The sequence below is a fragment of the Methylobacterium sp. E-005 genome (assembly GCF_022829725.1).
GTDB lineage: Bacteria > Pseudomonadota > Alphaproteobacteria > Rhizobiales > Beijerinckiaceae > Methylobacterium.
In genome coordinates this window covers 1-22,043 of sequence record NZ_JAKSYG010000235.1, presented here as the reverse complement: position 1 = coordinate 22,043, position 22,043 = coordinate 1, and the positions used below count along the sequence as shown (strand labels likewise).

Here is a 22,043-nt window from a genome sequence, read left to right as displayed (position 1 = left end):
AAGCCGGCGACTGGCACTGGCCCTACGTCGTGCAGTCCGTGGACGTCGCGCCCGATCCCGTGCCCCGGGGCGGTACGCTCAGCATCCTCGCCACCCGGGTATACCTCGACAACTGCGACCTGACATTCGCCCGGCAGATCGAGAGCGTGTCGCAACCGAACGAGCAGCCCACGGTACTGAAGACTGAGACCATCGCCACGCCCTGGCGCTTCAACGGTCGGGCGCAGACGCTGAACGTGGCGATCCCGCGCGACTTCCCATGCGGTTCGGCGCAGATCCGCACTTCACCCTCGGCAGCGTGCAACTGGCTTCAGGGGTATCTGCCGCAGCGCCAGCGAGACGCTTTAACGCCGTTCGAGGTGGCGTGTACGGAAGCGCCCTGACGGAACCACCTTCGCTTCCGCGCGTCTACGAGGACCCCAAGTGCATAGACCCATCTCAGCCCCGGCAGCCACGCGCTGACCGGGGCTTTTCTTTGCCCGCAGTCCGGCTACCATCACGGCCGATTCGGTCGCTTCTCCCCCGAGGCTCGAATCTAACCTCAGCCCCGCCGGCTCAGCCGCGCGGGGCTTTTCCGTTCGAGGCCGAACTTACTGATCGATGATGGAGAAGTGTGCTCGTGCCTTCATCACCAGCCTGCCGGTCTCATCGTAGGCTTCGGCGAGAAATTCATTGATACCCGTTTGCTCACCTTCGTCCTTGAGTATCAGGGTGAGCGTCCTGCGAAGTAGCCCGCGAAGGGCGCAAAGATCTGGAAGATCGACGCCTTCATCGTCCATGACATCGACGTGATCGGACGTGGCGATAAAGTACCGTGGCACATGACGCTCCGCGGGCCAGGGTGGGAGCGCGCGCCTCTTCCGGTCACCAGCGCCCGTATCAACTGCCCGTAATTGGACATTCCTAACGAGTTATTTTAGGAGCTATAATAACATATATTGATATCAATCAGTCTGAATGATTGAATGCCTCAATCGGTTTTACTAACATGCATTATAGACACGAAATATTGAATTCGTTTGCTGGGACGCAGAGCGATTTGAGGCGTTTACCGGCATGTCAGACGCTACGATCACCCCTAGTATGACCAGCACAACGCTTGCGAGAATCGCAGAGCTGCTCAATGTGCCTATCGAGGCGTTTACCGCGGCAAGAGCCGATGGCGATATCCAAGGCCTTGTGAGCCTCCTGCGCCTATGGTCGGAGATCGGGGATGGTCAGGGTCGCCAGCGCGTTTTGAGCTTCGCCCGCATGGAGGCCGAGCGTTCAAATCATTTGGCGGGCACAAGGAATGCGCAGGTCGCCGATCGTTAGAATGCAAGCCACGCCCTGCCGACACGACGTTCGACGCATGGAAGCCATTACGGGCAACGCCCTGAAATCAGCCCGCCTGGTTCGCTGTGACGGATTTTTCGTTCACCCTGCCGCTAGATTGCATTGCATTCTAATTGCAACCACAGGCGGTACTTGCTACGTGATGGCGCCCAAGATGAAGACCCTACTCAGCCCGCCCGGTTCGCCAGCGCGGGCTTTTTCGTGCGTGGGGCAGGTCGCCCGCCTATCAAGAACCATTTCGGGTGCGGCGAGTTTGCCGCAGGGGGGCAAGACATCACGGAGGCGTGAGTGTCACGCTACTTCATCAGCACGGCCGACCATGTCGAAGTCATGGACGAGGAGGGCGTTGAGATACCGAGCCGAGATGCCTTGCGCTGTCTTCTGCGCAAGACGTTGACGGCGATCCTGCACGACGAGGGCGGGCAAACAGGCGCCGATCAGTTCACCGCCAAAGCCTTTGACGAGGATGGAAAGCTGGTGATGCGAGCGCGGGCCAGCTTCTTCGTCGTGGATCAGTAGATCACCCCGGCTCACACGCTGGCGAGATCGGACGCTCCCCCGCCCCGTAAACAGATCGGGGCGAGGCAGAGCGGGTGGTCTACTTCACCAGCGAGAGATGACGGCGCGGTCCACCACCGGACGCAATTCCATATAAATTCCGCACGTCATTGATCGATATGTGGAGCATTTTTGCGAAGTCGTTGACGTCGAACCCAAGATCCTTTTCGTGCAAGTCTATAACGTGCTGATATAAACTGGGTGTCTCAGCAAGAAATTGCGTCTCGTCCGGCTCCCGCTTGCGCCACCCTCTCATGCTTATCTGCCGCCAAAGGTAGTCGGATTGGTTGTCTGTCAGATAGCCATATTTTTTTGCTCTATAAACGAGCGAAGCAACAGAAACTTTCCAAAATTTTTTCAGCTGCACAAACCGCTCTAAGCTCGGGCGCCCCCCGATAAGGTCGGAGCGCAGCTCATTCATTGGCGCGAGCAGTTCACCTGCAAAGCTATCTGCTTCATCTTCCATCTGATCAGACGGTACCGTGTGCATTATCAGATGACCCAATTCGTGTGCCAGCGAATGCCTCATCCTGTCCGGCGGAGCACTCTTGTTAAGAAAAATAATAGGCGGCACATCGCGAAGTCGCATAGTGACGCCATCAATTTTCTCAACGAAGTCGCAATGTACGACCAAGATGCCGGCCCGCTCGCACAGACTGGTCAGGTTCTTGATTGGCCCAGGAGGTGCCATCCACGCGCGACGAACGAATTGAGCCACCTTTTCTGCACCTCCCATGTCATCGGGGTCCAGCTTTGGAAGCGGCAGTTCGCCATCAACATCGACAGCCTGCAAATACCTGCGAACATGCATCAGCCTTATGTTCAGCTCTGCATGGAGTCGCTTCATATCCGCTGCTGCGACTGAAGCTCTCTTCCTCCATGCAGCCTCATGAACGCTGAGCGGAAGACCGGAGAGCTCATCGTTCTGTAAGAAATACGACACGGGAAAATTGAGCGCCTTCGCGACGGCCTCTATGCTTTCCACTCGCGGAGGCGCATTTAGAATTCCTCTTTCAATTTTGGAGTAATGGCCCTGATCCAGCCCCGAAGCTTCCGCAACCTCGGCCTGGCTCATACCTCTATAATGGCGAGCCAGCAGCAGCAGTTCGTTATTAAACTCGGCGGACATAACTAACCGTTATCTTTCTTCTTATCCTGCTTTTCATCAGCAGGCTTCTTCAGGCGAGCAAACCGCGTTGTATCGATTTCCTCCTCGGGGAACGGAAGGCGGGCGGGCGGCGCGACAGCACCGGCATCCTCAAGTTCAATCTTCCAGAGAAATTTTCCTTTGTTGGAGGCGGCTATTCCAGTCCATAGCAAACTTGTTTCATATTCATCCGGCACATAGCAAAGTTTTACGCGCTGAAGTCCCGAAAACCCGTACAAATCTACATCATGATTATCGAACTCTTCCGCTTCGGGAGTGGGATAATTGCGCGTTATCAGAGACGTGTCAGCAAATTTAAGCCGAAAAAGAACCTCATTTTCAACAATTAATGAGACGGTATCGCGGTGTTCAATAGGAACAATGTGCTCATCTTCTGCAGCCACGTCGAAAAGTCGCTGAACGACTTCTTCCCAGACCATGTGCCGGGCGCTGGATTTGCGACGCCAGCGATGCCGTTGAGGATATAGCTGGCCTAACGCCGACCAGCCCTCCTTAACTGCACGATAAAATTTTGTGCCTCGGTCATTTTCCAGCAGAATTTGGCGAACGTGATCCTCAAGCGGCACTGGCATACGGCACTCCCTCGTCAAGGAGAGTGTACTCCCAAGTTTTACAAAAACAAGCGCGGAATATGCATTTTGATATGCCGAAGGCCTTCAACCCTATGGCGCGGCGGCGAGGCCGCTACCACGGGAAACGACCATAGGACAGAATAGGGCGCGCGCGAACCGGCCGTTAAAACCGCACGCGTACCCCGCCGCCCATGTCCGACCTTCCGCCCGCCGTCGCCTCCTGGCGCGACCAGATCGAACGCCTGTCCGAGCACGCCTCGCCGTGCCGGTATCTCGCCCCGGCGAAATGGAAGGCGATGCGTGAGAACGCCCTGGCCTTCATCGACCAGCATGGCGTTGAGGCACACCGGCTGGGTTGGACCGCGCCCGAGCTGTTCGGCGTGCATCCGACGAGCGGCACCCTGCGCGTGGATTCGTGCGGCGTCCTGATACTCGGCACAGTTGCGGTCCAGGCGGTCCATCCTGATCGCGTGGCGTTCGCCCAGACGTCGGGCTACCGGCCCTTGAAGGGTCAGACCCCGGGCTTGCCGATTTGGGAGTTCGCGGCGCGGGCGCGCTGACGCTCAACTCGGCTGGTCTGGCTGCACAAAGTTTAACGTGCTCGGATCAGTCCAAAAACGACATCCCCCCGGCAGCCTCATTAATTGCATCACGGGTGAGCTCTTTGGCTTCGACCTCAGTCATTGACCCGCTTCCCGTAATATTGAAATTGATGTTGTCGATATCAGCCAATAGACGCTGACGGAATTGCTCCACGAACTGGGTGGCGCCCGCAGCATCTTGCGTATTGGCGATGGCATACTCGCCAATCAGCGCTTTGACCACCATCCGGAGCGCGCCAAGTTCGATTTGCGTCTTAGCAAGGGGCTCAACCATTTCGAATGCCTCGCCGTGTTGTTGCGGGGTAGACAGTTAGGTTGCGCGCCCGCTTCGACGAGCCCGCTCCGCCTCATCCTCGGCCACATCCTGCTTCTTCATGGCGATCAGCTGATCGAGCCATGCGATGGCCATCTCATGCGCCTGCATGGTCCGGGCGTCGCCGACGCTCTGCCCGATCTGCCAGCGGTGCCAGGACCGGACGTCTGACAGCGCCTGGAGGTAGGCTCGCTGCTCAGGCGTCATGACGAGCTGCCCGCGATCGCGTCCGTCAGCGCCCGGGCGATCACCTTCGCGGACTCGACGCCCTCCGCCGGCGACACGCGCTTCGTCTGGATCTGCCGCTCCTGCCCGGCCGCAATGTAGATGTAGGCTGCGACCCGATCGCCCGAGTCCATCACCTTCACGGCCTCCTCGAGCTGCACGATGCGCAGCGGGAGCGAGAGGCCGAACGGGTTGGGCGTATCGTCAGCCATCTTCAGCGTGCCGCGATAAGCATCCAGTTGCGCGCCTCGGCCAGCCGATCCACGTCGTCGGCCTCGGGCATGTCGGCGATGACGCGCTCGACGATCTGGCGGAGGGCGGTGTCGTCCAGGCCGAGCCCATGCGCATAGCCGTGCAGGCGCTGCGTCATACGGGCGGCCACGATGTCGTGCTTCGCGTGCGGCTCCTCGCTCATGCCTGGACCGGCTCCGCCAGCAAAATCGCGGTCCGGACCATTGTCCATCTGAATTTCGGCGTCCGGCGCGGATCAGCTACGGCCGCCACGGCAGGCGGGTAGTCCGTCACGGCAGCAGCGAGGTCGACGTCAGAGCCGCATGAGAAACGGAATAGGCCGGGCTTTGGGTCTGCGAGGTACGCATAAGTCGCGGCATCGATTTCGTCGTTCGTAACCTCGGACTTCCGGCGGAGGTCGGCGACGCTGGGAATCTCTTTGGCCATGGCGTCGGGCTATCGCGGGGCGGACCGAGAGTCGAGCGATCTGGCACCGCACGACCGAATCGCGCTAATTTGAGCCCAAACAGGTTTGTCGAAAAGCCGAGAAAACCTTTATCTTTCAGTGAGCGGTTTGCCGTGGTTTTTCGGGCCAAGTATCTGAAAATATTAGCTTCGACAGTGGACTCTGACTCCTCTAGTCCTGGTTCGAATCCAGGTCCCCCAGCCACCTGATTTTCTGAGTTTTCTTGATTGATACGCTCGAGGCCATGTCGCTCCGCGATATGGCCCGCTTGCGACAGACCGTCGATATGTTGTCCGCCTTGGGTGGCAACAAAACGGTGTCGTCAGAATCGCCCCTCGTGCACGCCCCAAACGGGTCATCTGTTCCCTTGCCGTAGGCCCGCTGAGCTCCGGGCGTGTCTGCGCCGGCATGAGTTTGTGCTTTGCCTAGGGACCGTCGACCACAGGGCTGCAAGAGGCCACGCTTATCGATGAGGTCGCACGTCGAAGAGCCTGTTCGTGGGCTCGCGCGGTCCACCATCTCGCCCCCACACCTCGTCGCGGTCACGCAACGTCGATATGGCCTCGCTGCCCCGGCCGGGCACCGTTTGATGGAACGGCTGTGGCAGTGCAGCGGAGCGCCTGCGGCGACATGCTCATGCTGATGCTGAGCCACCAGGTGACCGGCGGCCGCTGAGGCGAGGCCCTGGCCCTGCCGCACGGCCGGTAACGGTTCCAGTGCCGCTCGCCGCACCGACTTTCCTTGGCGAAGCCGTGAGCCTGCCGTCCTCCACCCTGGGTGGCTTATTTTGAGTCAGTGAAGTCCACTATCGCCAAGCTCCGCCTCGTCGGACGCGGCGGCCCGCTGGCCGCGGCTCTGGATCTGAGCATCTAGGGGCTCACAATGAGCCTCGTGGCGGTCGACTGGATCCTCGCGGCAAGCCGCACTTCACCCCTCGGCCTATCCGGTCCTGCTGTCCGCACGAATTCAAAAGAGTACTGCCACCTTGCGGGTGATCGCCTTCCCTGTGCTGATCGCCATCGGCCTGCACCTTGCGTAGTACGTCCTGCGGGCCGACGACGATGGCGCGGGACCCGCCGCCGCCTGCCCTCTACGCGGCCTCGCGCCGCTTTCCGGACCGTCGGTAGCGGTCATGCTGTTCACACGCCTCGATCGGGGGAGCGCTCCGATCGGCCTCACGGCGGCTTGCAGTTTGTCCTGTCGGCGATCCTACTTTCCTCAAGGCTTGCCGACGTGCTGAGCCGCCTGACGCGATCCTGATCGGGTCTCATCGTGTCCGCCCGCCGAACAACCTCCTGTTGCCGCTCAACGATCGAGCCGCTCAGTCCGCCCGACCCATCGAAACCGACCTGGGACTCTCCACCGCGAAGGCTCGCCAGAAGGCGACGCAGCGTCTTGGCGGGTCGGGGCACGCGCTATTCGGGCAGCGGCCGTCCGGTGGTCTCCGGCATGAACCAAGGTACGATCAGGCCAATGACGTAGACGCTGGACATCGTCAGGGCCGCGGCGGCCACGCCACCGAAGGACGTCACGATCTGTCCGGCGATGACCGGGAAAATCCAGGCGATCAGCCGCGCCCCGTTGAAGACGAAGCTCGCCGCAGTCGCCCGAACGGCCGGCGTGAACAGTTCCACGAGGTAGATCGCCATCCATGAGAAGGCGAAGCCCAGGGTGAAAAACCCGTTCAGGAAGGCGAGGACCATGTAGGCGGTCAGGCTGCCCGTCCAGAGATAGCAGACGAGCGACGTCGCGATGCAGCCAACATAGGTGACGATCAGGAAGGCCCGGCGCCCGAGGGCGTCGGCCACGAAGCCGGAGATCACATAGGCGGTGATCGCGCCGACATTGTAGATGATGCCCATGCGCGGGCCCCAGACATTGGCCGGTTCGCCCGCCGCCTTGGCCAGGCCCTCCGTATAGGCCGGCAGCCAGGACGAGACCGCCCACCAGCCCACCGTGGTGGCAAACGACATCGCGGTGGCCAGAAGCACGCGGCGCCGGCTCTCGGGCTCGCGGAAGATCTCGGCCAGCGTGAACGGGCGTTCGGCGCTTGGACCGGAACGGCCCGCGCCCGCGTCGGTGGCCGACCAGCGCTGTGCCTTGAGAGCCTGCAGCCACTGCTCGGACTCATCGAGCGCCCTCCGCAGATACAGGCAGACGAAGGCCGGCAGCGCGCCGAGGGCGAACATGATGCGCCAGGATTGGTCGCCCATCGGATTGGTGGCGGCCAGCACGGCCCAGACGATGGCGGCCAGAACCGCACCGCCGCCGAACCCTGATTGCAAGAAGCCGCACCCCTTCGGCCGCGCCCGGTTCGGCCAGGTCTCGGCCACCAGAGCAATCCCGGTCGACCATTCCGACCCGATGGCGAGGCCGGTGATGAACCGCAGGAGCGCAAGTTGCGTGAAGCTCTCCGCGAACGCGGTCAGCCCGGTGAAGATCGCGTAGCCGAGGATCGAGATCATCATCATGCGCTTGCGGCCGATGTAATCGGCCGCAATACCGCCAATCAGCCCGCCGAGTCCCCAGCCGAGCAGCGTTATGCCGATGGCGAGGCCGACATAGACGGCGGGGGTCTGGGCCTGCCCGGGGGTCAGGATGGTGCTGAGTGCCGGCCGGAGGGCATAGACCAGGGCCACCGCCTCGTAGCCGTCGAAGATCCAGCCGAGATAGCTGCCCCACAGGATGCGCCAATGCCGCCTGGTCAGGCCTGCATGCCACGGCGCCTCGCTATCCTCGCGCAGCAGCGCCCCGCCCGAACTCATGTCCGCCTCCCGGTGGTGGGGTCCGAAACCCCGGCTTTATCGCTTCGTCCCGCAACAGGCCGGTTCTCGCGGCCGCTCAATGCGTGACGCCCCGTCAGGCGACGGTGTGGGCCGGCTCGGCCTCGCACTGTTGACCTCGGACAATGCTCCTGGACGAACGTCCGCGTCGGGTTCAACGCCACCGGCACCGGAAGCCCTTACGTGAAGGTCAAACGAGTGTCGCTCCATAATCGCGGAGGACGACCCAGTTACAGACATCGATTTATGTTTGACGCAAACATACGAAACATTCGGCGATCAAATCACGTAATGGTCAGCTGAATATAACGTCGTCAAGCCATTGTGTGCGGGTCGTCAATCTGGGTCGCGCATTGGCTGAGCGTCCAGACGATGGCAGGCCGTATCGCTCGTCGCTGGGGATCTCAGACGGCCAACCTATGGGGCCGCAGGCGCAATGAACATCCGTCGCGTCAGCTCGCGCCCTCGTCAGACACGAAGGGTCAGCCGCCTCAGGGCAGCATCCCGGGCCGTAAGAACGACCTGTTCAAACGGCCGTGGGCGACCTCGACAGCAGCCCGTCACATTGTCACGAAGCTGTGTCCTGTCTCTATAGGCTCTCGACTTGAGATCAAGCGGGGCCGCGCCATCCTGCGCATGCGGTCAGCCGGATGAGCTGGTCTTGGAGGACCTTTATGGCGACCGTCCCGGCCGATTCCACCCGCAATGCCGGCGCCGCTGAGGTTGATCCGGGCACGGCGGGATCGCTGGAACGGCTCGGGGTCCGCTTCACCAACTGGGCGGAACGCTGGTTTCCGGATGCCTTCATCTTCGTCGCCATCGCGGTGGTGATCGTCGCCCTCGGCGCGCTTGCCAATGGCGCCCCGCCGGCCGCCATCGCCAAGAGCTTCGGCGACGGCTTCTGGAGCCTGATCCCCTTCACCATGCAGATGGCCTTCGTCACCATTGGCGGCTACGTCGTGGCCACGTCGCCGCCGATGCAGGCCCTGATCGAACGGCTGGCGCAGGTTCCGAAAACAGGAAGAGGCGCGGTTGGCTTTGTTGCCGGCGCGACGATGATCTCCTCGTTCGTCAGCTGGGGGCTGAGCTTGATCTTCGGCGGCCTGCTCGTGCGGGCGCTCGCACGCCGCACGGATCTGCGGATGGATTACCGGGCCGCGGGCGCGGCCGCCTATCTTGGGCTCGGTGCGACCTGGGCACTCGGGCTCAGCTCCTCGGCGGCGCAGCTCCAGGCGAACCCCGCAAGCCTCACCAAGAACCTGCTCGCCATCTCCGGCGTGATTCCGTTCAGCGAGACCATCTTCCTCTGGCAATCCATGCTGATCGCCGCGATCCTGTTCGTGGTCTCGATCGCGATCGCGTACGCCTCCGCGCCCCGCCGCGAGACGGCCGTGACCGCCGAGGCGCTTGGTGTCCCGGTTGCCCGCGAGGCGAACGACATACCGCCCGCGCGCCAGCCCGGCGAATGGCTGGAACACTCGCCGATCCTCACCATCCTCCTCGTGGTCATCGCGGGCGGCTGGATCGTGCAGGAATTCGCCCGCCAATCCTGGATCGTGGCGATCTCGAACCTGAACACCTACAATCTGCTGTTCATCACGCTGGGCCTGCTCCTGCATTGGCGGCCGAAGCGTTTCCTCGTGGCGGTGGCGAAGTCGGTTCCGGCCACTGCAGGCATCCTGATCCAGTATCCGCTCTACGCGGCGATCAGCGGCATGCTGACGGGACCGAAGAACGCCGCCGGCGCCTCCGCATCCGATGCGATCACCCACGCCTTCGTGAATCTCAACACCGCGGGCACCTTCCCGCTGACCATGGGCGCCTACTCGGCAATCCTCGGCTTCTTCGTGCCTTCGGGCGGAGGCAAGTGGCTGCTGGAGGCACCCTACGTGCTGCAGGCTGCCAACGAGCTGAAGGTTCATCTCGGCTGGGCGGTGATGATCTATAACGCCGCCGAGGCGCTGCCCAACCTGATCAACCCGTTCTGGATGCTGCCGCTGGTCGGCATCCTCGGCCTGAAGGCACGCGACATCGTCGGCTTCAGCTTCCTGCAGCTGATCGTCCACCTGCCGCTCGTGCTGTTCCTGCTCTGGGCGCTCGCCTTCACGCTGACCTACCACCCGCCGGTGATGCCGTGAGCACGGGAGTTGCGTTCCGCGCTCGCGCCGGCCGCCGTCGTGGTCCTCGTCCATGACCGTGTCGGCGCGATGACCGGCGGCATCATGGCGGTCCGAGTGCCGCGCAGCTGCGTGCGATCGGCGATCCAGAAGCTTGACCGGCATTGACGCCGGACGAGGCCGCCGCCTAGAGAGCGCTCATGCGCAGGCGCCTGCCCCTGACGGTCCCGGGCCGCGCGATCCTCGGTTTGGTCGCGCTCTACGCGCTGCTGCTCCAGGCCTTCCTAGGCTTGGCCGCCCCGATCCCGGCCCCAGCGGCACCCGGCACCGTGCTGTGCGCCGAGCATCCGGTTGACGGTTCGGACCACGCGCCGATCCGGATCCACGTCCATAGCTGCTGCACGCTGGCTCAGGCGGCTTCCGTCGCTCTACCGGTCGCCGTATCGGCTGCGCCGGCCCTGCCCCTCGCGCCCGCTTTGCACCTCAGCTGGCGTCCCGAAGCCGAGCTGCCGCGAACCGGACCGCCGCCGCGCGCCGGCACCGCACGGGGTCCGCCCGCCGTCTGACGATCCCCTTCCCGATCGCTCAGGCCCGGATCTCCAACCCATGTCCCTCGTCGTTTCCGGCAGCGCCCCCGCCTATGGGGCGGGCGCCGCCTTGCAGGCCTCGCGCGAGGCTGTCTATCGTGCCGTCTGGCGCTGGCATTTCTACGCCGGACTCCTGTGCCTGCCGTTCCTGATCACCCTGTCGGTGACCGGGTCGCTCTACCTGTTCAAGGACGAGATTAACGGCAGCCTGTATGCCTATCGGACGCGCGTTCCCATCCGCGCAACGTCGACCCTGGGTCCGGACCACCTGATCTTCAACGCGATGCAGGCCGTGCCGGACGCCGCCCCGGTGTCCTTCACCGATCCGGCAAAGCCAGGAACCGCCGCCCTCGTCACCCTCTCGGCACGGGATCACAGGATCCTCGTCTACCTGGATCCCTATACCGGCCACGTCCTCGATCATGTGGCCCAGGACCAGGAATTCATGGCCGTCGTCCGGGGGCTGCACAGCCTGGCCTATCTCGGGCCGACGGCGAACGCGATCATTGAGGTCGTGGCGGGCTTCGCCGTCATCCTGGTGGTGACGGGCGCCTATCTCTGGTGGCCCCGCGGCCGGGATGGGAGCGCGGTCAGCCTACGTGGGTCGCCGCGCCGGCGGGTGTGGTGGCGCGATCTTCATGCCCTCACGGGCCTCCTTGCTGGGGGTGGCCTTCTCTTCCTGGCGCTCACCGGCCTGCCCTGGTCGATCTGGTGGGGTCAGCAGTTGCGCAGCTGGTCGAACGCGGCGGGCCTCGGTCAGCCCGCCGCTCTGTGGGCACACCGACCGGTCTCAACGGGAGCGCTGCGCGACCGGCTCACCGATCCGGGTTGGACACTGGAGGATGCACCGGTCCCGTCCTCGGAGCCCAGCGCTTTACCGACCCAGACCCTCGGGATCGACCGGGCTGCCGCCATCCTTGCCGAGCGCGGGATGCCACACGGCTACGAACTCGCCCTGCCGGTCGGAATCGATGGCGTCTACGCCGCCTCCGTGTACCCCCGCGACGTCACAAGGCAGCGGGTGATCGCGCTGGATCAGTATACCGGCGCATCGCTGCTCGATATCCGCTTCGCCGATCTCGGTCCGGTGGGTCGGGCCATCCAGTACGGGATCGGTATCCACAAGGGGGAGCATTGGGGCCGCGCAAACCAGCTCGCCATGCTGGCTTTTTGCCTCGCCACCATCCTGCTCGCCGCTACCGCCGGGATGATGTGGTGGAAACGGCGGCCCACCGGCGGCCTCGGCGTCCCGCCCTGGCCGCGCGACCGGCGCGTCGTGGCCACGGTGACCCTTCTGGTGTTGGGCCTCAGTGCGCTCTTCCCGCTGACCGGCCTCGCCCTCCTGGGGATGCTGGGCCTCGATCTCGCGGCGCAGGGCCTTCGACGACGGATCCGGGCCTGAAGCCGAACGAGCAGGCTCGATGCCCGTGCCATTCATACCAGGATCGTCCCACCGGACGCCGAGGCTGTTCGGCACGGCTTTGATCGCCCTCGCCTTATGGGTCCAGGCGATGGCGCCGGTCGCGGCACTGCGGATGATGCTCGGCGGCCCTGCAGACCCGCCCCTGGGCGTCCTGTGTGGCCAAGGGCCGGACCACGGGGAGGCGGCTGCCGCGATTGATCAGCCGAGTCCGGCCGTGCCGGATTGCGCCCTGTGCCAGCTGTGCCGTGCCGGACTGGTGCCCCCGCCCGTGCCGAACGGACCGTCACGCGCCCGCAGGCTGCGCTGGCGCGCCGTGGCGTGGCCGATTCCGCCGCCCATTTGCATCCCGCTCGAAGCCACACGATCCGCATGTCCACGCGCACCTCCCACCAGCGCCTGATCGCCCGCTCCCACACGGGTCGGCTGCCTGCCGCCCGGTTCCTCCGATCAGACGAGATCCGACGATGTCCATCGATACAGCCGCCCTGCGCCGCGGCACCCTCGCCGTGCTGCTCGCCAGCAGCCCCATCCCCGCGTCGGGGGAAACCTCTGTGACGCTCGACGAGCTCTCGGTCGAGGGCGAGGCTCAGCCTGCCGCCGACCGGACCGGGACGGCGACTTTCGGCGTGGCGGCACCGCCAGGCTCGGCGCCCTTCGTCATCGCGCATCCGGTCGGCGAGGTCGTCTCCGAGATCGGCCGTGCCAACACCATCGCGGACAGGCCGGCGACCAGCATCGGCTCGGTGCTGATCAACAGCCCCGGCGTCACCGTGCGCCAGGGCAACGGCGGTCGCGACGTGATCATCTCGATCCGCGGCAACAATGCCCGCTCCACCGGCGTGATCAAGAACACCGTCGTGCTGGAGGATGGGTTCATCCTGACGCAGCCGGACGGCGCCTCGCGCTTCGATCTCACCGACCCCCGGGCCTACAGCCGCATCGACGTGTTCCGCGGGCCGCAATCGCCGCTGTTCGGCAACTACGCCACCGGCGGCGCGATCGCGTTCCGGACCCGCACCGGCCGCGAGATCAACGGCTACGAGATCGGGACCGACGTTGGCAGCTTCGGCTATCTCAGCAACTACTTCACCGTCGGCGGTGTCAGTGGCCCGGTCGAGATCAGCCTGTTTGCCAGCGACGTGCGTGCCAACGGCTATCAGGACCACTCCGCCTACGACACGCAGACCATCAACCTGCTGGCGAGCTACACCCCGACGCCGGACAATCGCTTTACCCTGAAGGTGATCAACAACACGCTCGACGCCAACCTCGCTGCCCGATCCTCCCTGGCGCAGTACCGCATCAACCCGTACCAGCGGGGCTGCGCGGCGGCGGCGAGCGCGGCGCCGGGCTGTACGACCTTCAACCTGTTCCAGAACGGGGCCTTCGGGGCCCAAGTGCCGGTCACCGCCGACGAGGGCGCCTTCGGGCGCAACGACCGCCGGACCATCGTTGCGGGGCGCTGGGAGCACGATCTCGACGCCTTCACCACGTGGCGGACACAGGTCGGCTTCGACGAGCGCAACTTCAACCAACCCTTCTACGTGAACGCCTTCCTGGGGTCGTTCCCATCCTGGAACGTGATGAGCGATCTCACGCGGCGCGGTGATCTGTTCGGCCTGCCCGCGGTGGGCTACGTGGCCCTCGCCTACAGCACGATCGACAACCATACCGCGACCTACAACCGGGCGCCCTATGGCGGCCCGCGGCTTGGCGCGCTGATCGGTGACCAAAGCGCGGTGCAATCGAATCTCGGCGGCCGGGCGCGGCTCGAACTCGCCTTGTCCGATCGGTGGACCGGCGTGCTCGGCTTCAGCGCCGAGACCACGGAGATCACGGGCCGCAATCTTGCCTACAGCTATGCGGCGAGCGGCACGACCCGGACCGTGGCGGAGGCCGACCGCAGCTTCCTGAACATCGCCCCGGAACTCGCACTGGTCTACCGGCCGGACGAATCCTGGGCTCTCCGCGGCCGGGTCGCCACCGGCTATGCGACGCCCGCGGCCTCCAACCTGTTCGTCACCCCGGCCGGACTGCCGGGCAATAACACCCAGCTTCAGACCCAGGAAAACCTTGGCTTCGATCTCGGCGTCGACTGGAGCCCGGTCGAGACCCTGCGCCTCAGCGTGACCGGCTTCTACGAGTTTTTTCGGAACGAACTGGTCTCGCAATCGCCGGGGGCGGGCCTGCAAACCTATACGTTCAACGCCCCGGCCTCCGAGCATCGCGGGCTCGAAGTCGGTGCCGACTGGGCCTTCGCACCGGGATGGCGCGGGACGCTGGCCTACGGCTTCGATGACCAGATCTACACCCGCTACACCGAGCAGCTGAGCGCCGGCAGCCTGACGCGGCGCTTCGATCGATCGGGCAACCAGATCCCCGGGGTGCCGGCTCATCAGCTCCTGGCACGCGTCGGATACGACGTCCCGGCCGGCCCCCTCGCCGGCTTGGGCGCCTTCGTCGAGACCGTGGTGCAGGGCAATGTCTACCTCGACAACGCCAACACGCTGAAGGCACCGGGATACGCGATCATAAATGCCAACCTGCACTATGCGACCGACCTGACGGGCGGATATGCAAAACGACTGAGCGTCTATTTTGAGATAAGAAATGTATTCGATACGGTCTATGTTTCATCGGCACAGAATTTATCGAATTCGATCAATAGTACAACCGGTCTTCTGAACAACGCTGCCATTCTGGCGGGTACAACGGGATCCGTGTTCGCAGGTGCGCCACGCAACATCGTCGGCGGGATGCGGCTGTCATTCTAGAAACCGTATTCTGGTTGCCACGTGGTCTTACGGCCGAGCTTCGGCTAGGCTACGCCTTGGGCAAACGGCTCGCACCGCGCGCAGCTTGACCCATGCGGCCGCGCTACGACGGTCGAGGGGGCTCGGGGAACAATGAGGCGGCGAACTCTGATCGCTGGGTTGCCCTGGCTCATCGCGAGCCCGACCCTCGCAGCCCGGGCCGAGTCTGCGACGCGCGTGGCGGCGCACTGGCCGTTCACCGAAGGCGACACCGAGGGCCGGGCGCAAGCGGCGGCATTCGGTGCGGCACTGCAGGATCGCGGGGAGACCGACCGTCAGCTCGTCAACCGTTGGGGGGGAGCCGATCGCGAGCGCACGCGAGCCCTCTCGGCCGACTTGGTTCGCAGCAAGCCGCAGGTGATCTTTCCGTATCTGCCCGCACGGCTCCGCGCCGTATCGCCCCTGATCCACACGATTCCGATCGTGTTCGTCGGTGCGGCCGATCCCGTCGGCAATGGGTTCGTCGCAAACCGGAAGCGCCCGGGCGGAAACATCGCGGGTTTCACCCTGTCCGAGTCCTCGCTGGGCGGGAAATGGCTCGCGGCGCTTCGGGGAGGCGTGCCGGCGATCCGGCGGGTGACCCTCCTGCGCAACGCGAGTTCTCAGATCCGGGGCGGTCACCTTTTCACGAAGGCTCTCGAGAAAACCGCGGCCGCCCTTGCGATCGAAACCAGCGTTGAGGTCGCGGAGAGGTCGGGCGATATCGAGCCCCTGATCGCGGATCTCGCCTGGCGTAAGGATGCGGCCCTCATCGTGGCGCCCGGTGTCTTCAGCGCGGTCAACGGAAGCCGCCTCGTCGCGCTGACGACAGAACACCGGATCCCGACCGTGTTCGCCATCCGGCGCTTCGCCCATCGCGGCGGGCTGATATCGTACGGGCCCGATCCAGCCGAGGCCGTCCGCCGGGCTTCCGTCTACGTCGAGCGCATCCTGCGCGGCGACAATCCAGGAACTCTTCCGATCCAGGCCCCGAACCAGTTGAAGCCGGTCGTGAATCCGGTGACCGCGCGCGCTCAAGGCCTCGAGATCCCATCTGCCTTGCTCGCGCAGGCGGACGAGGTCGTCGAATGACGAAGCTCAATCCGCCCCAAAACGCGCCACAGAAATACTTCCGCCTGCCGCTCGCCGCCAAGTTCGCGGTGGCGTTCGTCGGTCTGGTGACGCTTGTCCTGTTCATCAACGGCGCTGTCGACCTGGTCCTGAACTTCCAAGAGGCGAAGGACAACGCCATCACGGTGCAGCGCGAAAAGGCGCATGCGGCGGCCGAGAGCGTCGAGGCCTTCGTATCGGAGATCGAAAATCAGATCGGGTGGACCACCCGGGCCGAGTGGCGTCGCATCTCGCCGGAGCAGCAACGCTACGATTTCATCCGCCTGATGCGACAGGCGCCCGCGATCACAGAAGTGTCTTATCTCGACCCGAGCGGACGGGAGCAGCTGCGCGTCTCGCGCCTCGAATCCGACGTCATCGCGAGCGGCAAGGACTTCTCCACCGCGCCGCGCTTCACCCAGGCGCTGAAAGACAAGACGTGGTTCGGACCAGTCTACTTCCGCCGGGGCTCAGAGCCATACATGACGGTCGCGGTCGCGCATGCGGGACGGGACCCCGGGGTGACCGTCGCGGAAGTCAACCTCAAGCTGATCTGGGACGTGGTCAGCGCTATCCACAATGGCGAGACCGGCTACGCCTTCGTCACCACCGCGACCGGCCGGCTGATCGCCCATCCGGATCTGAGCCTCGTCCTGCGCGACACCGACCTGTCCACGCTTCCGGAAGTCGCCGCCGCGCTGCCCGGCAAGGGTGACGGACGCACCATCGAGATCACCAGCTGGCTCGATGGCAGCCTGGTCCTGGCGGCCCATGACGCCGTTCCCCGGCTCGGCTGGATCGTCTTCGTGCAATTGCCGCTGCGGGAGGCGATGCAGCCGCTGATGGAGTCGGTGATACAGACGGTGGCGCTGATGGGGCTCGGCGTACTGATGGCCGCGATCGCGGGCACGTTCCTGGCGCGACGCATGGTGGTGCCGATCCGCCAGCTCGAGGAGGGCGCCGAGCGTTTCGGGGCCGGAGACCTGTCCGAACGCATCGTGATCCGCACCGGCGACGAGATCGAAACGCTGGCGCACCGGTTCAACGCCATGGCGGCCCGTATTCAGGAATCCTACGAGACCCTCGAGGCCAAGGTCGAGGAACGGACCCGGGATCTCAATCAGTCGCTGGACGATCTGCAGAAGACGCAGAGCCGTCTCGTGCAATCTGAGAAGCTTGCCTCGCTCGGCCAACTGACCGCCGGCATCGCCCACGAAATCAAAAACCCCTTGAACTTCGTCAACAACTTCGCCGCGCTGTCCAAAGAACTCGTGGATGAGCTCTGCGAGATGCTTCAGTCTGCCGCGCTCGATCCGGAGACGCGTGCCGAGGCTGACGAGGTCGCCGACCTCTTGAGGGGCAATCTCGACAAGGTCGTCCAGCACGGGAAGCGTGCCGATTCCATCGTCAAGAACATGCTGTTGCACTCGCGTACCGGCTCCGGCGACCACCGCCCCGTGGACATCAACCTGCTCGTCGAGGAGAGCCTGAACCTCGCCTATCACGGCGCCCGGGCCGCCAAGCCCAGCTTCAACGTGACCCTGGAGCGCGACTTCGACCCGGCAGCCGGTTCGGCCGACATCTACCCGCAGGAGATCACGCGCGTCTTACTGAACCTGATGTCGAACGGGTTCTACGCCACCGAGCGGAAGCTCGAGCAGGCCGAGCCGGGCTACGCCCCGACCCTGTCGATCTCCACGCGCGACCGCGGCCAAGCGGTCGAGATCCGCGTCCGGGACAACGGCACGGGGATCCCGGACGGCGTCAAGGCCAAGATGTTCGATCCGTTCTTCACGACGAAGCCGGCTGGCGAGGGTACGGGACTCGGCCTGTCGCTGAGCCACGACATTCTGGTCAAGCAGCATGGCGGGTCGGTCGACGTCGCGACGGAGGCTGGTCAATTCACCGAATTCACGATCGCGCTGCCGCGCCAAGGTGCGGCGACGGTGGCCCGCCCCAACGCGGGCGGGCCCGAGAGCGACACGCAGAGCCCATCATGAATGTGTTGATCCTCGTCGTCGATGATGAACCGGACGTCACCGAGCTGTTCCGACAGCAGTTCCGCCGCGACCTGCGCGTGGGTCGCTTCGAGATCGCCTTCGCTCACTCGGCTGCCGAGGCGCTGCAACGGATCCAGGCCACGGCCGGGCCGACCCTTCTCCTGATGTTCTCCGACATCAACATGCCCGGGATGACCGGGCTGGAACTGCTGCCGTTGGCGCGCGCGGCCCGGCCGGAGGTTCCGGTCATCATGATCACCGCCTACGGCGACGCCGAGACGCGCAGGCAGGCCGAGGCGGCCGGTGCGGTCGGCGTGATCACCAAGCCCATCGATTTCGCCCTGCTCAAGGCCGAAATCGAGCAGCGGCTGGCTGCGCGAGCGGGGACGGCATGAGCGACGCTCTGCCCAGCGCCAAGATCCTTGTCGTCGATGACGAACCCGACCTCGAGGCCTTGATCACGCAGAAGTTCCGCCGCCAGATCCGGCAGGGCGCGGTCACGTTCCTGTTCGCCCAAGACGGGCAGGAGGCGCTGGACAGTCTCGCCGCCCATCCCGATGTCGACATGGTGGTGTCCGACATCAACATGCCGCGCATGGATGGCCTGACCCTAATCAGCCGGCTGCAGGACTTCGCCGATCGGCCATCGACCATCATCGTCTCCGCTTACGGCGACATGGCCAATATCCGCACGGCGATGAATCGCGGTGCCTTCGACTTTTTGACGAAACCGATCGATTTCGCGGATCTGGAGACCACGATCGAGCGGACTTTGCGGCATGTCGAGGCGCTGCGCGAGGTCCGGCGGCGTCAATCGCTCGCTGAGCGCGCCCATGCATCGCTCGCGCGGTACTTCTCGCCGAATCTCGCGGAGCGCCTGGCTGGCGATGCGTCCGGGCTGGAACTCGGGGGGCACCGCCGCGACGTGGCCTGCCTGTTCACCGACATCGCGGGCTTCACCAGCCTGGTCGAGAGCCTCGATCCGGCGCTCCTCGCCGAGATCCTGAACGGTTATCTGGCCGAGATGACTGACGTGGTCTTCGCCCACGAAGGGACGGTGGCCAAGATCGTCGGCGACGCGCTCCACGTCCTGTTCAACGCCCCCGGAGACCAGCCGGATCATGCCGCCCGGGCGGTGACCTGCGCGCTGGCGCTCGATCAGGCGGCGGAGGCGTTCCGGGATCGGTGGCACGCGCGCGGCATCGCGTTCGGAATGACGCGGATCGGCGTCCATACCGGGCCGGCGATCGTGGGCAATTTCGGTGGCGGACGTTATTTCGATTATACGGCCTACGGCGACACCATCAACACGGCAGCGCGGCTCGAGAACGCCAACAAGGCGTTCGGGACGCGGATCTGCGTCAGCGCGGCCGCGGCGATCCGCGCCGGGTCGTTCCGCGGCAGGCCCCTCGGCGACCTGATTCTGCGCGGGAAGAACGAGGCCCTGCGGGCCTTCGAGCCCCTGACGGAGGCCGGCTACGACGATGCCGCGCTCAGCCGGTACCAAGAGGCCTTTTCCAAGCTGGAGGCCGGAGAGGCCGGCGCGCTTTCGGCCTTCGCCGCCCTGGTCGGGCTGCGTTCCGACGACAGCGTTGCGGCCTTCCACCTGAAACGCCTTCTCAACGGTTCGAGCGGAACGCGGATCGAGGTTCACTGAGGCCACGTCCGGTCCGTCTCGACGCGCGGGGGCGGAGGCGCTCGACGCGTTCGTTCAGGCTCCCAGCGGCCGAGGCATCGCTGAATCGCGCGTCGCTCTCCACCGGGGCGTGGGGCTTGAAGGGGGTGAGCGTTCCATCACACGGTCTTGGTAGCGAAACGAGCAAGGGAGTGGCGCATGAGGCGGCGCGACGTCATCGCTGGTCTGGGCGGCGCGCTGGTCTCACCGGCTGCCGGCGGAACCTCGCCGAAGGGCCAGCGCCGGCTCGGGATCCTCCTCGTCTACGGCGACCAGCATCCCGACAGCCCCGTCATCGTCGAGACATTACGGACCAGCCTGAAGCAGCTGGGGTGGATCTGGGGTGAGAATCTGGCGGTCGATCTCCAGTACGGCGATGGCAACGCCGAGAAGATGCGCCGGCAGACGGACGACATGCTGGCACGCAAGCCCGATATCGTCCTCGCCCAGGGCATCGTGGGCACGACCGTGCTGCAGCGGGCGACGAAGACCACGCCGGTGGTGTTCATGATGCTGCAGGATCCGGTCGGCGCCGGGTTCGTCAGTAGCCTGTCGCACCCGGACGGAAACCTGACCGGCTTCACGAATTTCGACTTCACCCTGGTGGGGAAGTGGCTCCAGCTTCTGAAGGAGCTGAGACCCAGCGTTGTGCGGGCGCTCGCCCTGATCAATCCGGATTATCCGGCACGCCTGCACGGATACACGACCGAACTCGCGCGGATCGGTCCCGAACTGGGTATCGATGCCCGAATTGCGGGCGTCCACAATGACGAGGAGATCGCGCAGGCGGTCTCGGCCTTCGCCCGGGAGCCCCACGGCGGCCTCGTGGCACTACCCGACGCGGTGACGGGCATTCATGGTCCGCGGATCATCGAACTGGCGGCGACCTTTCGCCTGCCTGCCGTCTACGCCTACGCGGCGCAGGTGCATCAGGGGGGGCTGGCCGCCTACACCACCAGCGTGACGCAGGATGTCGAGCGGGCTGCAAAATACATCGATCGCATTCTGCGCGGCACCCCGGTCGGCTCCCTCCCGGTCCAGGCGGCCTCGCGCTTTCAAACCGTGATCAACCTCAAGACGGCCGCCGAACTTGGCCTGACGATCGGACCCTCGCTGCTGGCGCGGGCCGACGCGTTGATCGACTAGCGAGTCTCTGACGGCCCCCGCCGCGACGGCCGGTCCGGCGGGGGTCGCATGGCGAGGACCTCTAGCTGAAAGCGGGCAGCCGGCCGTCCGGCGAGTAGCGATCGATGGCCGAAGGCAGATCGCGGGAGAGCCGGGTGAGCAATTCACTCTTGCTCAGCCCGGTTCGCTGCTCGAGCGCCGCGAGGGTCTGGGGTCCGATCGCACGCTCCAGATCGGATTCCGGCATATCGCGGTTCGGCCCATGGTCGATCCAGGATCGTGCGGTGTCGGCATGGCCGCCCTTCGTGAAGTGGTCGACGAGTTCACTGAGCCCGCGACCGACAAGACCACCGACACCCGCGGAGCCCGCGCCGCCGAGCAACTGCCCGAGGTTGCCAGGGATTGAGGAGCCCGACGTCGGGGATACATCCCGGATCGGCTGGGTCGATGGGCTCGCCCCATGATGGCCGAGCCATTCGGAGATCTTATCGCGGTTCTGGTAGCCGGCCACGGCCAGCAGGCCCAGAAGCGCGGTCATCGACGGATATCCTTCGCTCATCGCAGCCTTCTTTCCTTTGAACGGACCCGATGGTCCAGGTGAGATACAAAACGGACGCCCTTCGGCGGACGTGACACTCCCGGCCAGACGACATGGGACGCGGCGAAGTCGGGCCCCGCAGCCGGGTGGCCCGGATCTCCGCGGCGACCGGCATGACAGCGCCGTTCAGTGCTTTCCGGTGATCTTGTCGGCGAGGGACTTTGCGCCGTCCTTGACGTCACCCACCGTCTTCTGGGCTTCGCCCTTCAGCTCCTGCGCCTTGCCATCGGCCACGAGCTTGTCGTTGCCGGTGACGCTGCCCGCAGCCTGCTTGACGTTGCCGACGGCCTCGTTGGCCAGACCCTTGAGCTTGTCGGTGGTGCTGCTCATCGTGAAAACTCCTGTTGCGCTGTGGAGGCCGGT

Annotated in this window: 24 protein-coding genes; 13 read left to right on the top strand and 11 right to left on the bottom strand. The window is 64.7% G+C overall.

The window, feature by feature from the left end; genetic code table 11:
- A partial coding sequence (locus MKK88_RS28615; RefSeq protein ID WP_244005889.1) for a hypothetical protein occupies positions 1–383 on the top strand: 383 nt, incomplete at its 5' end.
- A 207-nt stretch (positions 384–590) separates the two neighbouring features.
- Here MKK88_RS28615 and MKK88_RS28610 read toward each other — a convergent pair.
- Positions 591–821 carry a DUF6894 family protein gene (locus MKK88_RS28610; protein ID WP_409566724.1) on the bottom strand — a complete coding sequence of 77 codons (231 nt, stop codon included), beginning with the start codon at positions 819–821 and terminating at the stop codon, positions 591–593.
- A 262-nt stretch (positions 822–1,083) separates the two neighbouring features.
- On the opposite strand from MKK88_RS28610, the gene MKK88_RS28605 reads away from it, so the two are divergent.
- Complete coding sequence (locus MKK88_RS28605) at positions 1,084–1,314, top strand: hypothetical protein (RefSeq protein ID WP_244005885.1); 231 nt, start codon at positions 1,084–1,086, stop codon at positions 1,312–1,314.
- A 309-nt stretch (positions 1,315–1,623) separates the two neighbouring features.
- On the top strand, positions 1,624–1,854 hold the full coding sequence (locus MKK88_RS28600; RefSeq protein WP_244005883.1) for a DUF6894 family protein: 231 nt from the start codon (positions 1,624–1,626) through the stop codon (positions 1,852–1,854).
- A gap of 79 nt (positions 1,855–1,933) precedes the next feature.
- Here the strand turns inward: MKK88_RS28600 and MKK88_RS28595 are convergent, their stop codons facing one another.
- On the bottom strand, positions 1,934–3,022 hold the full coding sequence (locus MKK88_RS28595; RefSeq protein WP_244005881.1) for a helix-turn-helix domain-containing protein: 1,089 nt from the start codon (positions 3,020–3,022) through the stop codon (positions 1,934–1,936).
- A 2-nt stretch (positions 3,023–3,024) separates the two neighbouring features.
- Positions 3,025–3,633 (bottom strand): hypothetical protein, encoded by a 609-nt coding sequence (locus MKK88_RS28590; RefSeq protein WP_244005880.1) that lies wholly within the window; start codon positions 3,631–3,633, stop codon positions 3,025–3,027.
- Between the two features lie 191 nt (positions 3,634–3,824).
- Between MKK88_RS28590 and MKK88_RS28585 the strand changes: the two genes are divergently transcribed.
- Positions 3,825–4,193, top strand: a complete 369-nt coding sequence (locus MKK88_RS28585) for a hypothetical protein (protein WP_244005878.1) — start codon at positions 3,825–3,827, stop codon at positions 4,191–4,193.
- A gap of 46 nt (positions 4,194–4,239) precedes the next feature.
- Here MKK88_RS28585 and MKK88_RS28580 read toward each other — a convergent pair whose 3' ends face one another.
- The 5 genes from MKK88_RS28580 to MKK88_RS28560 form a co-directional block, all read right to left on the bottom strand.
- On the bottom strand, positions 4,240–4,509 hold the full coding sequence (locus MKK88_RS28580; RefSeq protein WP_244005876.1) for a hypothetical protein: 270 nt from the start codon (positions 4,507–4,509) through the stop codon (positions 4,240–4,242).
- 36 nt (positions 4,510–4,545) lie between these two features.
- Positions 4,546–4,755, bottom strand: coding sequence for a hypothetical protein (locus MKK88_RS28575; RefSeq protein ID WP_244005874.1), 210 nt, complete (start codon positions 4,753–4,755; stop codon positions 4,546–4,548).
- Positions 4,752–4,985, bottom strand: a complete 234-nt coding sequence (locus tag MKK88_RS28570; RefSeq protein WP_244005873.1) for a hypothetical protein — start codon at positions 4,983–4,985, stop codon at positions 4,752–4,754. Before MKK88_RS28570 ends, MKK88_RS28575 begins: the two co-directional genes overlap by 4 nt.
- Before the next feature lie 2 nt (positions 4,986–4,987).
- Positions 4,988–5,188 (bottom strand): hypothetical protein, encoded by a 201-nt coding sequence (locus tag MKK88_RS28565; RefSeq protein ID WP_244005871.1) that lies wholly within the window; start codon positions 5,186–5,188, stop codon positions 4,988–4,990.
- A 1,697-nt stretch (positions 5,189–6,885) separates the two neighbouring features.
- Positions 6,886–8,235 (bottom strand): MFS transporter, encoded by a 1,350-nt coding sequence (locus tag MKK88_RS28560; RefSeq protein ID WP_244005869.1) that lies wholly within the window; start codon positions 8,233–8,235, stop codon positions 6,886–6,888.
- 692 nt (positions 8,236–8,927) lie between these two features.
- Between MKK88_RS28560 and MKK88_RS28555 the strand changes: the two genes are divergently transcribed.
- The 3 genes from MKK88_RS28555 to MKK88_RS28545 all read left to right on the top strand — a co-directional run bounded on the left by MKK88_RS28555 (position 8,928) and on the right by MKK88_RS28545 (position 12,359).
- The gene (locus tag MKK88_RS28555; protein ID WP_244005868.1) at positions 8,928–10,391 is read left to right on the top strand and encodes a short-chain fatty acid transporter; all 1,464 of its coding nucleotides are present in this window, start codon (positions 8,928–8,930) and stop codon (positions 10,389–10,391) included.
- Between the two features lie 179 nt (positions 10,392–10,570).
- Positions 10,571–10,936, top strand: a complete 366-nt coding sequence (locus MKK88_RS28550) for a hypothetical protein (RefSeq protein WP_244005866.1) — start codon at positions 10,571–10,573, stop codon at positions 10,934–10,936.
- Positions 10,937–10,976: 40 nt separating this feature from the next.
- Positions 10,977–12,359 (top strand): PepSY-associated TM helix domain-containing protein, encoded by a 1,383-nt coding sequence (locus tag MKK88_RS28545; protein ID WP_244005864.1) that lies wholly within the window; start codon positions 10,977–10,979, stop codon positions 12,357–12,359.
- Between the two features lie 219 nt (positions 12,360–12,578).
- On the opposite strand, the gene MKK88_RS28540 is transcribed toward MKK88_RS28545, so the two are convergent.
- Positions 12,579–12,719 (bottom strand): hypothetical protein, encoded by a 141-nt coding sequence (locus MKK88_RS28540; RefSeq protein ID WP_244005862.1) that lies wholly within the window; start codon positions 12,717–12,719, stop codon positions 12,579–12,581.
- Positions 12,720–12,844: 125 nt separating this feature from the next.
- Here MKK88_RS28540 and MKK88_RS28535 point away from each other — a divergent pair, with 125 nt between their 5' ends.
- From MKK88_RS28535 to MKK88_RS28510, 6 genes are all read left to right on the top strand, one after another.
- Complete coding sequence (locus MKK88_RS28535; RefSeq protein WP_244005860.1) at positions 12,845–15,154, top strand: TonB-dependent receptor family protein; 2,310 nt, start codon at positions 12,845–12,847, stop codon at positions 15,152–15,154.
- A 159-nt stretch (positions 15,155–15,313) separates the two neighbouring features.
- Complete coding sequence (locus tag MKK88_RS28530; RefSeq protein ID WP_244005858.1) at positions 15,314–16,264, top strand: ABC transporter substrate-binding protein; 951 nt, start codon at positions 15,314–15,316, stop codon at positions 16,262–16,264.
- Positions 16,261–18,282: a cache domain-containing protein gene (locus tag MKK88_RS28525; RefSeq protein ID WP_244005856.1), complete on the top strand. Its 2,022-nt coding sequence runs from the start codon at positions 16,261–16,263 to the stop codon at positions 18,280–18,282. Before MKK88_RS28530 ends, MKK88_RS28525 begins: the two co-directional genes overlap by 4 nt.
- Positions 18,279–18,677, top strand: coding sequence for a response regulator (locus MKK88_RS28520; RefSeq protein ID WP_244005854.1), 399 nt, complete (start codon positions 18,279–18,281; stop codon positions 18,675–18,677). Before MKK88_RS28525 ends, MKK88_RS28520 begins: the two co-directional genes overlap by 4 nt.
- Positions 18,674–19,939, top strand: a complete 1,266-nt coding sequence (locus MKK88_RS28515; protein ID WP_244005852.1) for an adenylate/guanylate cyclase domain-containing protein — start codon at positions 18,674–18,676, stop codon at positions 19,937–19,939. The genes MKK88_RS28520 and MKK88_RS28515 overlap by 4 nt, the downstream gene beginning before the upstream one ends.
- A gap of 177 nt (positions 19,940–20,116) precedes the next feature.
- Complete coding sequence (locus MKK88_RS28510; RefSeq protein ID WP_244005850.1) at positions 20,117–21,103, top strand: ABC transporter substrate-binding protein; 987 nt, start codon at positions 20,117–20,119, stop codon at positions 21,101–21,103.
- A gap of 61 nt (positions 21,104–21,164) precedes the next feature.
- Here MKK88_RS28510 and MKK88_RS28505 read toward each other — a convergent pair whose 3' ends face one another.
- A complete protein-coding gene (locus MKK88_RS28505; RefSeq protein ID WP_244005848.1) occupies positions 21,165–21,641 on the bottom strand; it encodes a YidB family protein in 477 nt (158 codons plus the stop codon).
- Between the two features lie 165 nt (positions 21,642–21,806).
- Entirely contained in the window at positions 21,807–22,010 is a 204-nt protein-coding gene (locus MKK88_RS28500) for a CsbD family protein (RefSeq protein WP_244005891.1), read from the bottom strand.
- Between the last annotated feature and the right edge of the window lie 33 nt (positions 22,011–22,043).

Bases quoted from the DNA above. Each gene is read 5' to 3' on its own strand.
- MKK88_RS28545 (WP_244005864.1), top strand. From the start codon at position 10,977: ATGTCCCTCGTCGTTTCCGGCAGCGCCCCCGCCTATGGGGCGGGCGCC.
- MKK88_RS28590 (WP_244005880.1), bottom strand. From the start codon at position 3,633: ATGCCAGTGCCGCTTGAGGATCACGTTCGCCAAATTCTGCTGGAAAAT.
- MKK88_RS28500 (WP_244005891.1), bottom strand. From the start codon at position 22,010: ATGAGCAGCACCACCGACAAGCTCAAGGGTCTGGCCAACGAGGCCGTC.
- MKK88_RS28550 (WP_244005866.1), top strand. From the start codon at position 10,571: ATGCGCAGGCGCCTGCCCCTGACGGTCCCGGGCCGCGCGATCCTCGGT.
- MKK88_RS28585 (WP_244005878.1), top strand. From the start codon at position 3,825: ATGTCCGACCTTCCGCCCGCCGTCGCCTCCTGGCGCGACCAGATCGAA.
- MKK88_RS28555 (WP_244005868.1), top strand. From the start codon at position 8,928: ATGGCGACCGTCCCGGCCGATTCCACCCGCAATGCCGGCGCCGCTGAG.
- MKK88_RS28570 (WP_244005873.1), bottom strand. From the start codon at position 4,985: ATGGCTGACGATACGCCCAACCCGTTCGGCCTCTCGCTCCCGCTGCGC.
- MKK88_RS28515 (WP_244005852.1), top strand. From the start codon at position 18,674: ATGAGCGACGCTCTGCCCAGCGCCAAGATCCTTGTCGTCGATGACGAA.
- MKK88_RS28595 (WP_244005881.1), bottom strand. From the start codon at position 3,022: ATGTCCGCCGAGTTTAATAACGAACTGCTGCTGCTGGCTCGCCATTAT.
- MKK88_RS28605 (WP_244005885.1), top strand. From the start codon at position 1,084: ATGACCAGCACAACGCTTGCGAGAATCGCAGAGCTGCTCAATGTGCCT.
- MKK88_RS28520 (WP_244005854.1), top strand. From the start codon at position 18,279: ATGAATGTGTTGATCCTCGTCGTCGATGATGAACCGGACGTCACCGAG.
- MKK88_RS28505 (WP_244005848.1), bottom strand. From the start codon at position 21,641: ATGAGCGAAGGATATCCGTCGATGACCGCGCTTCTGGGCCTGCTGGCC.
- MKK88_RS28525 (WP_244005856.1), top strand. From the start codon at position 16,261: ATGACGAAGCTCAATCCGCCCCAAAACGCGCCACAGAAATACTTCCGC.
- MKK88_RS28540 (WP_244005862.1), bottom strand. From the start codon at position 12,719: ATGGGCGGCGGAATCGGCCACGCCACGGCGCGCCAGCGCAGCCTGCGG.
- MKK88_RS28575 (WP_244005874.1), bottom strand. From the start codon at position 4,755: ATGACGCCTGAGCAGCGAGCCTACCTCCAGGCGCTGTCAGACGTCCGG.
- MKK88_RS28535 (WP_244005860.1), top strand. From the start codon at position 12,845: ATGTCCATCGATACAGCCGCCCTGCGCCGCGGCACCCTCGCCGTGCTG.
- MKK88_RS28510 (WP_244005850.1), top strand. From the start codon at position 20,117: ATGAGGCGGCGCGACGTCATCGCTGGTCTGGGCGGCGCGCTGGTCTCA.
- MKK88_RS28560 (WP_244005869.1), bottom strand. From the start codon at position 8,235: ATGAGTTCGGGCGGGGCGCTGCTGCGCGAGGATAGCGAGGCGCCGTGG.
- MKK88_RS28580 (WP_244005876.1), bottom strand. From the start codon at position 4,509: ATGGTTGAGCCCCTTGCTAAGACGCAAATCGAACTTGGCGCGCTCCGG.
- MKK88_RS28565 (WP_244005871.1), bottom strand. From the start codon at position 5,188: ATGAGCGAGGAGCCGCACGCGAAGCACGACATCGTGGCCGCCCGTATG.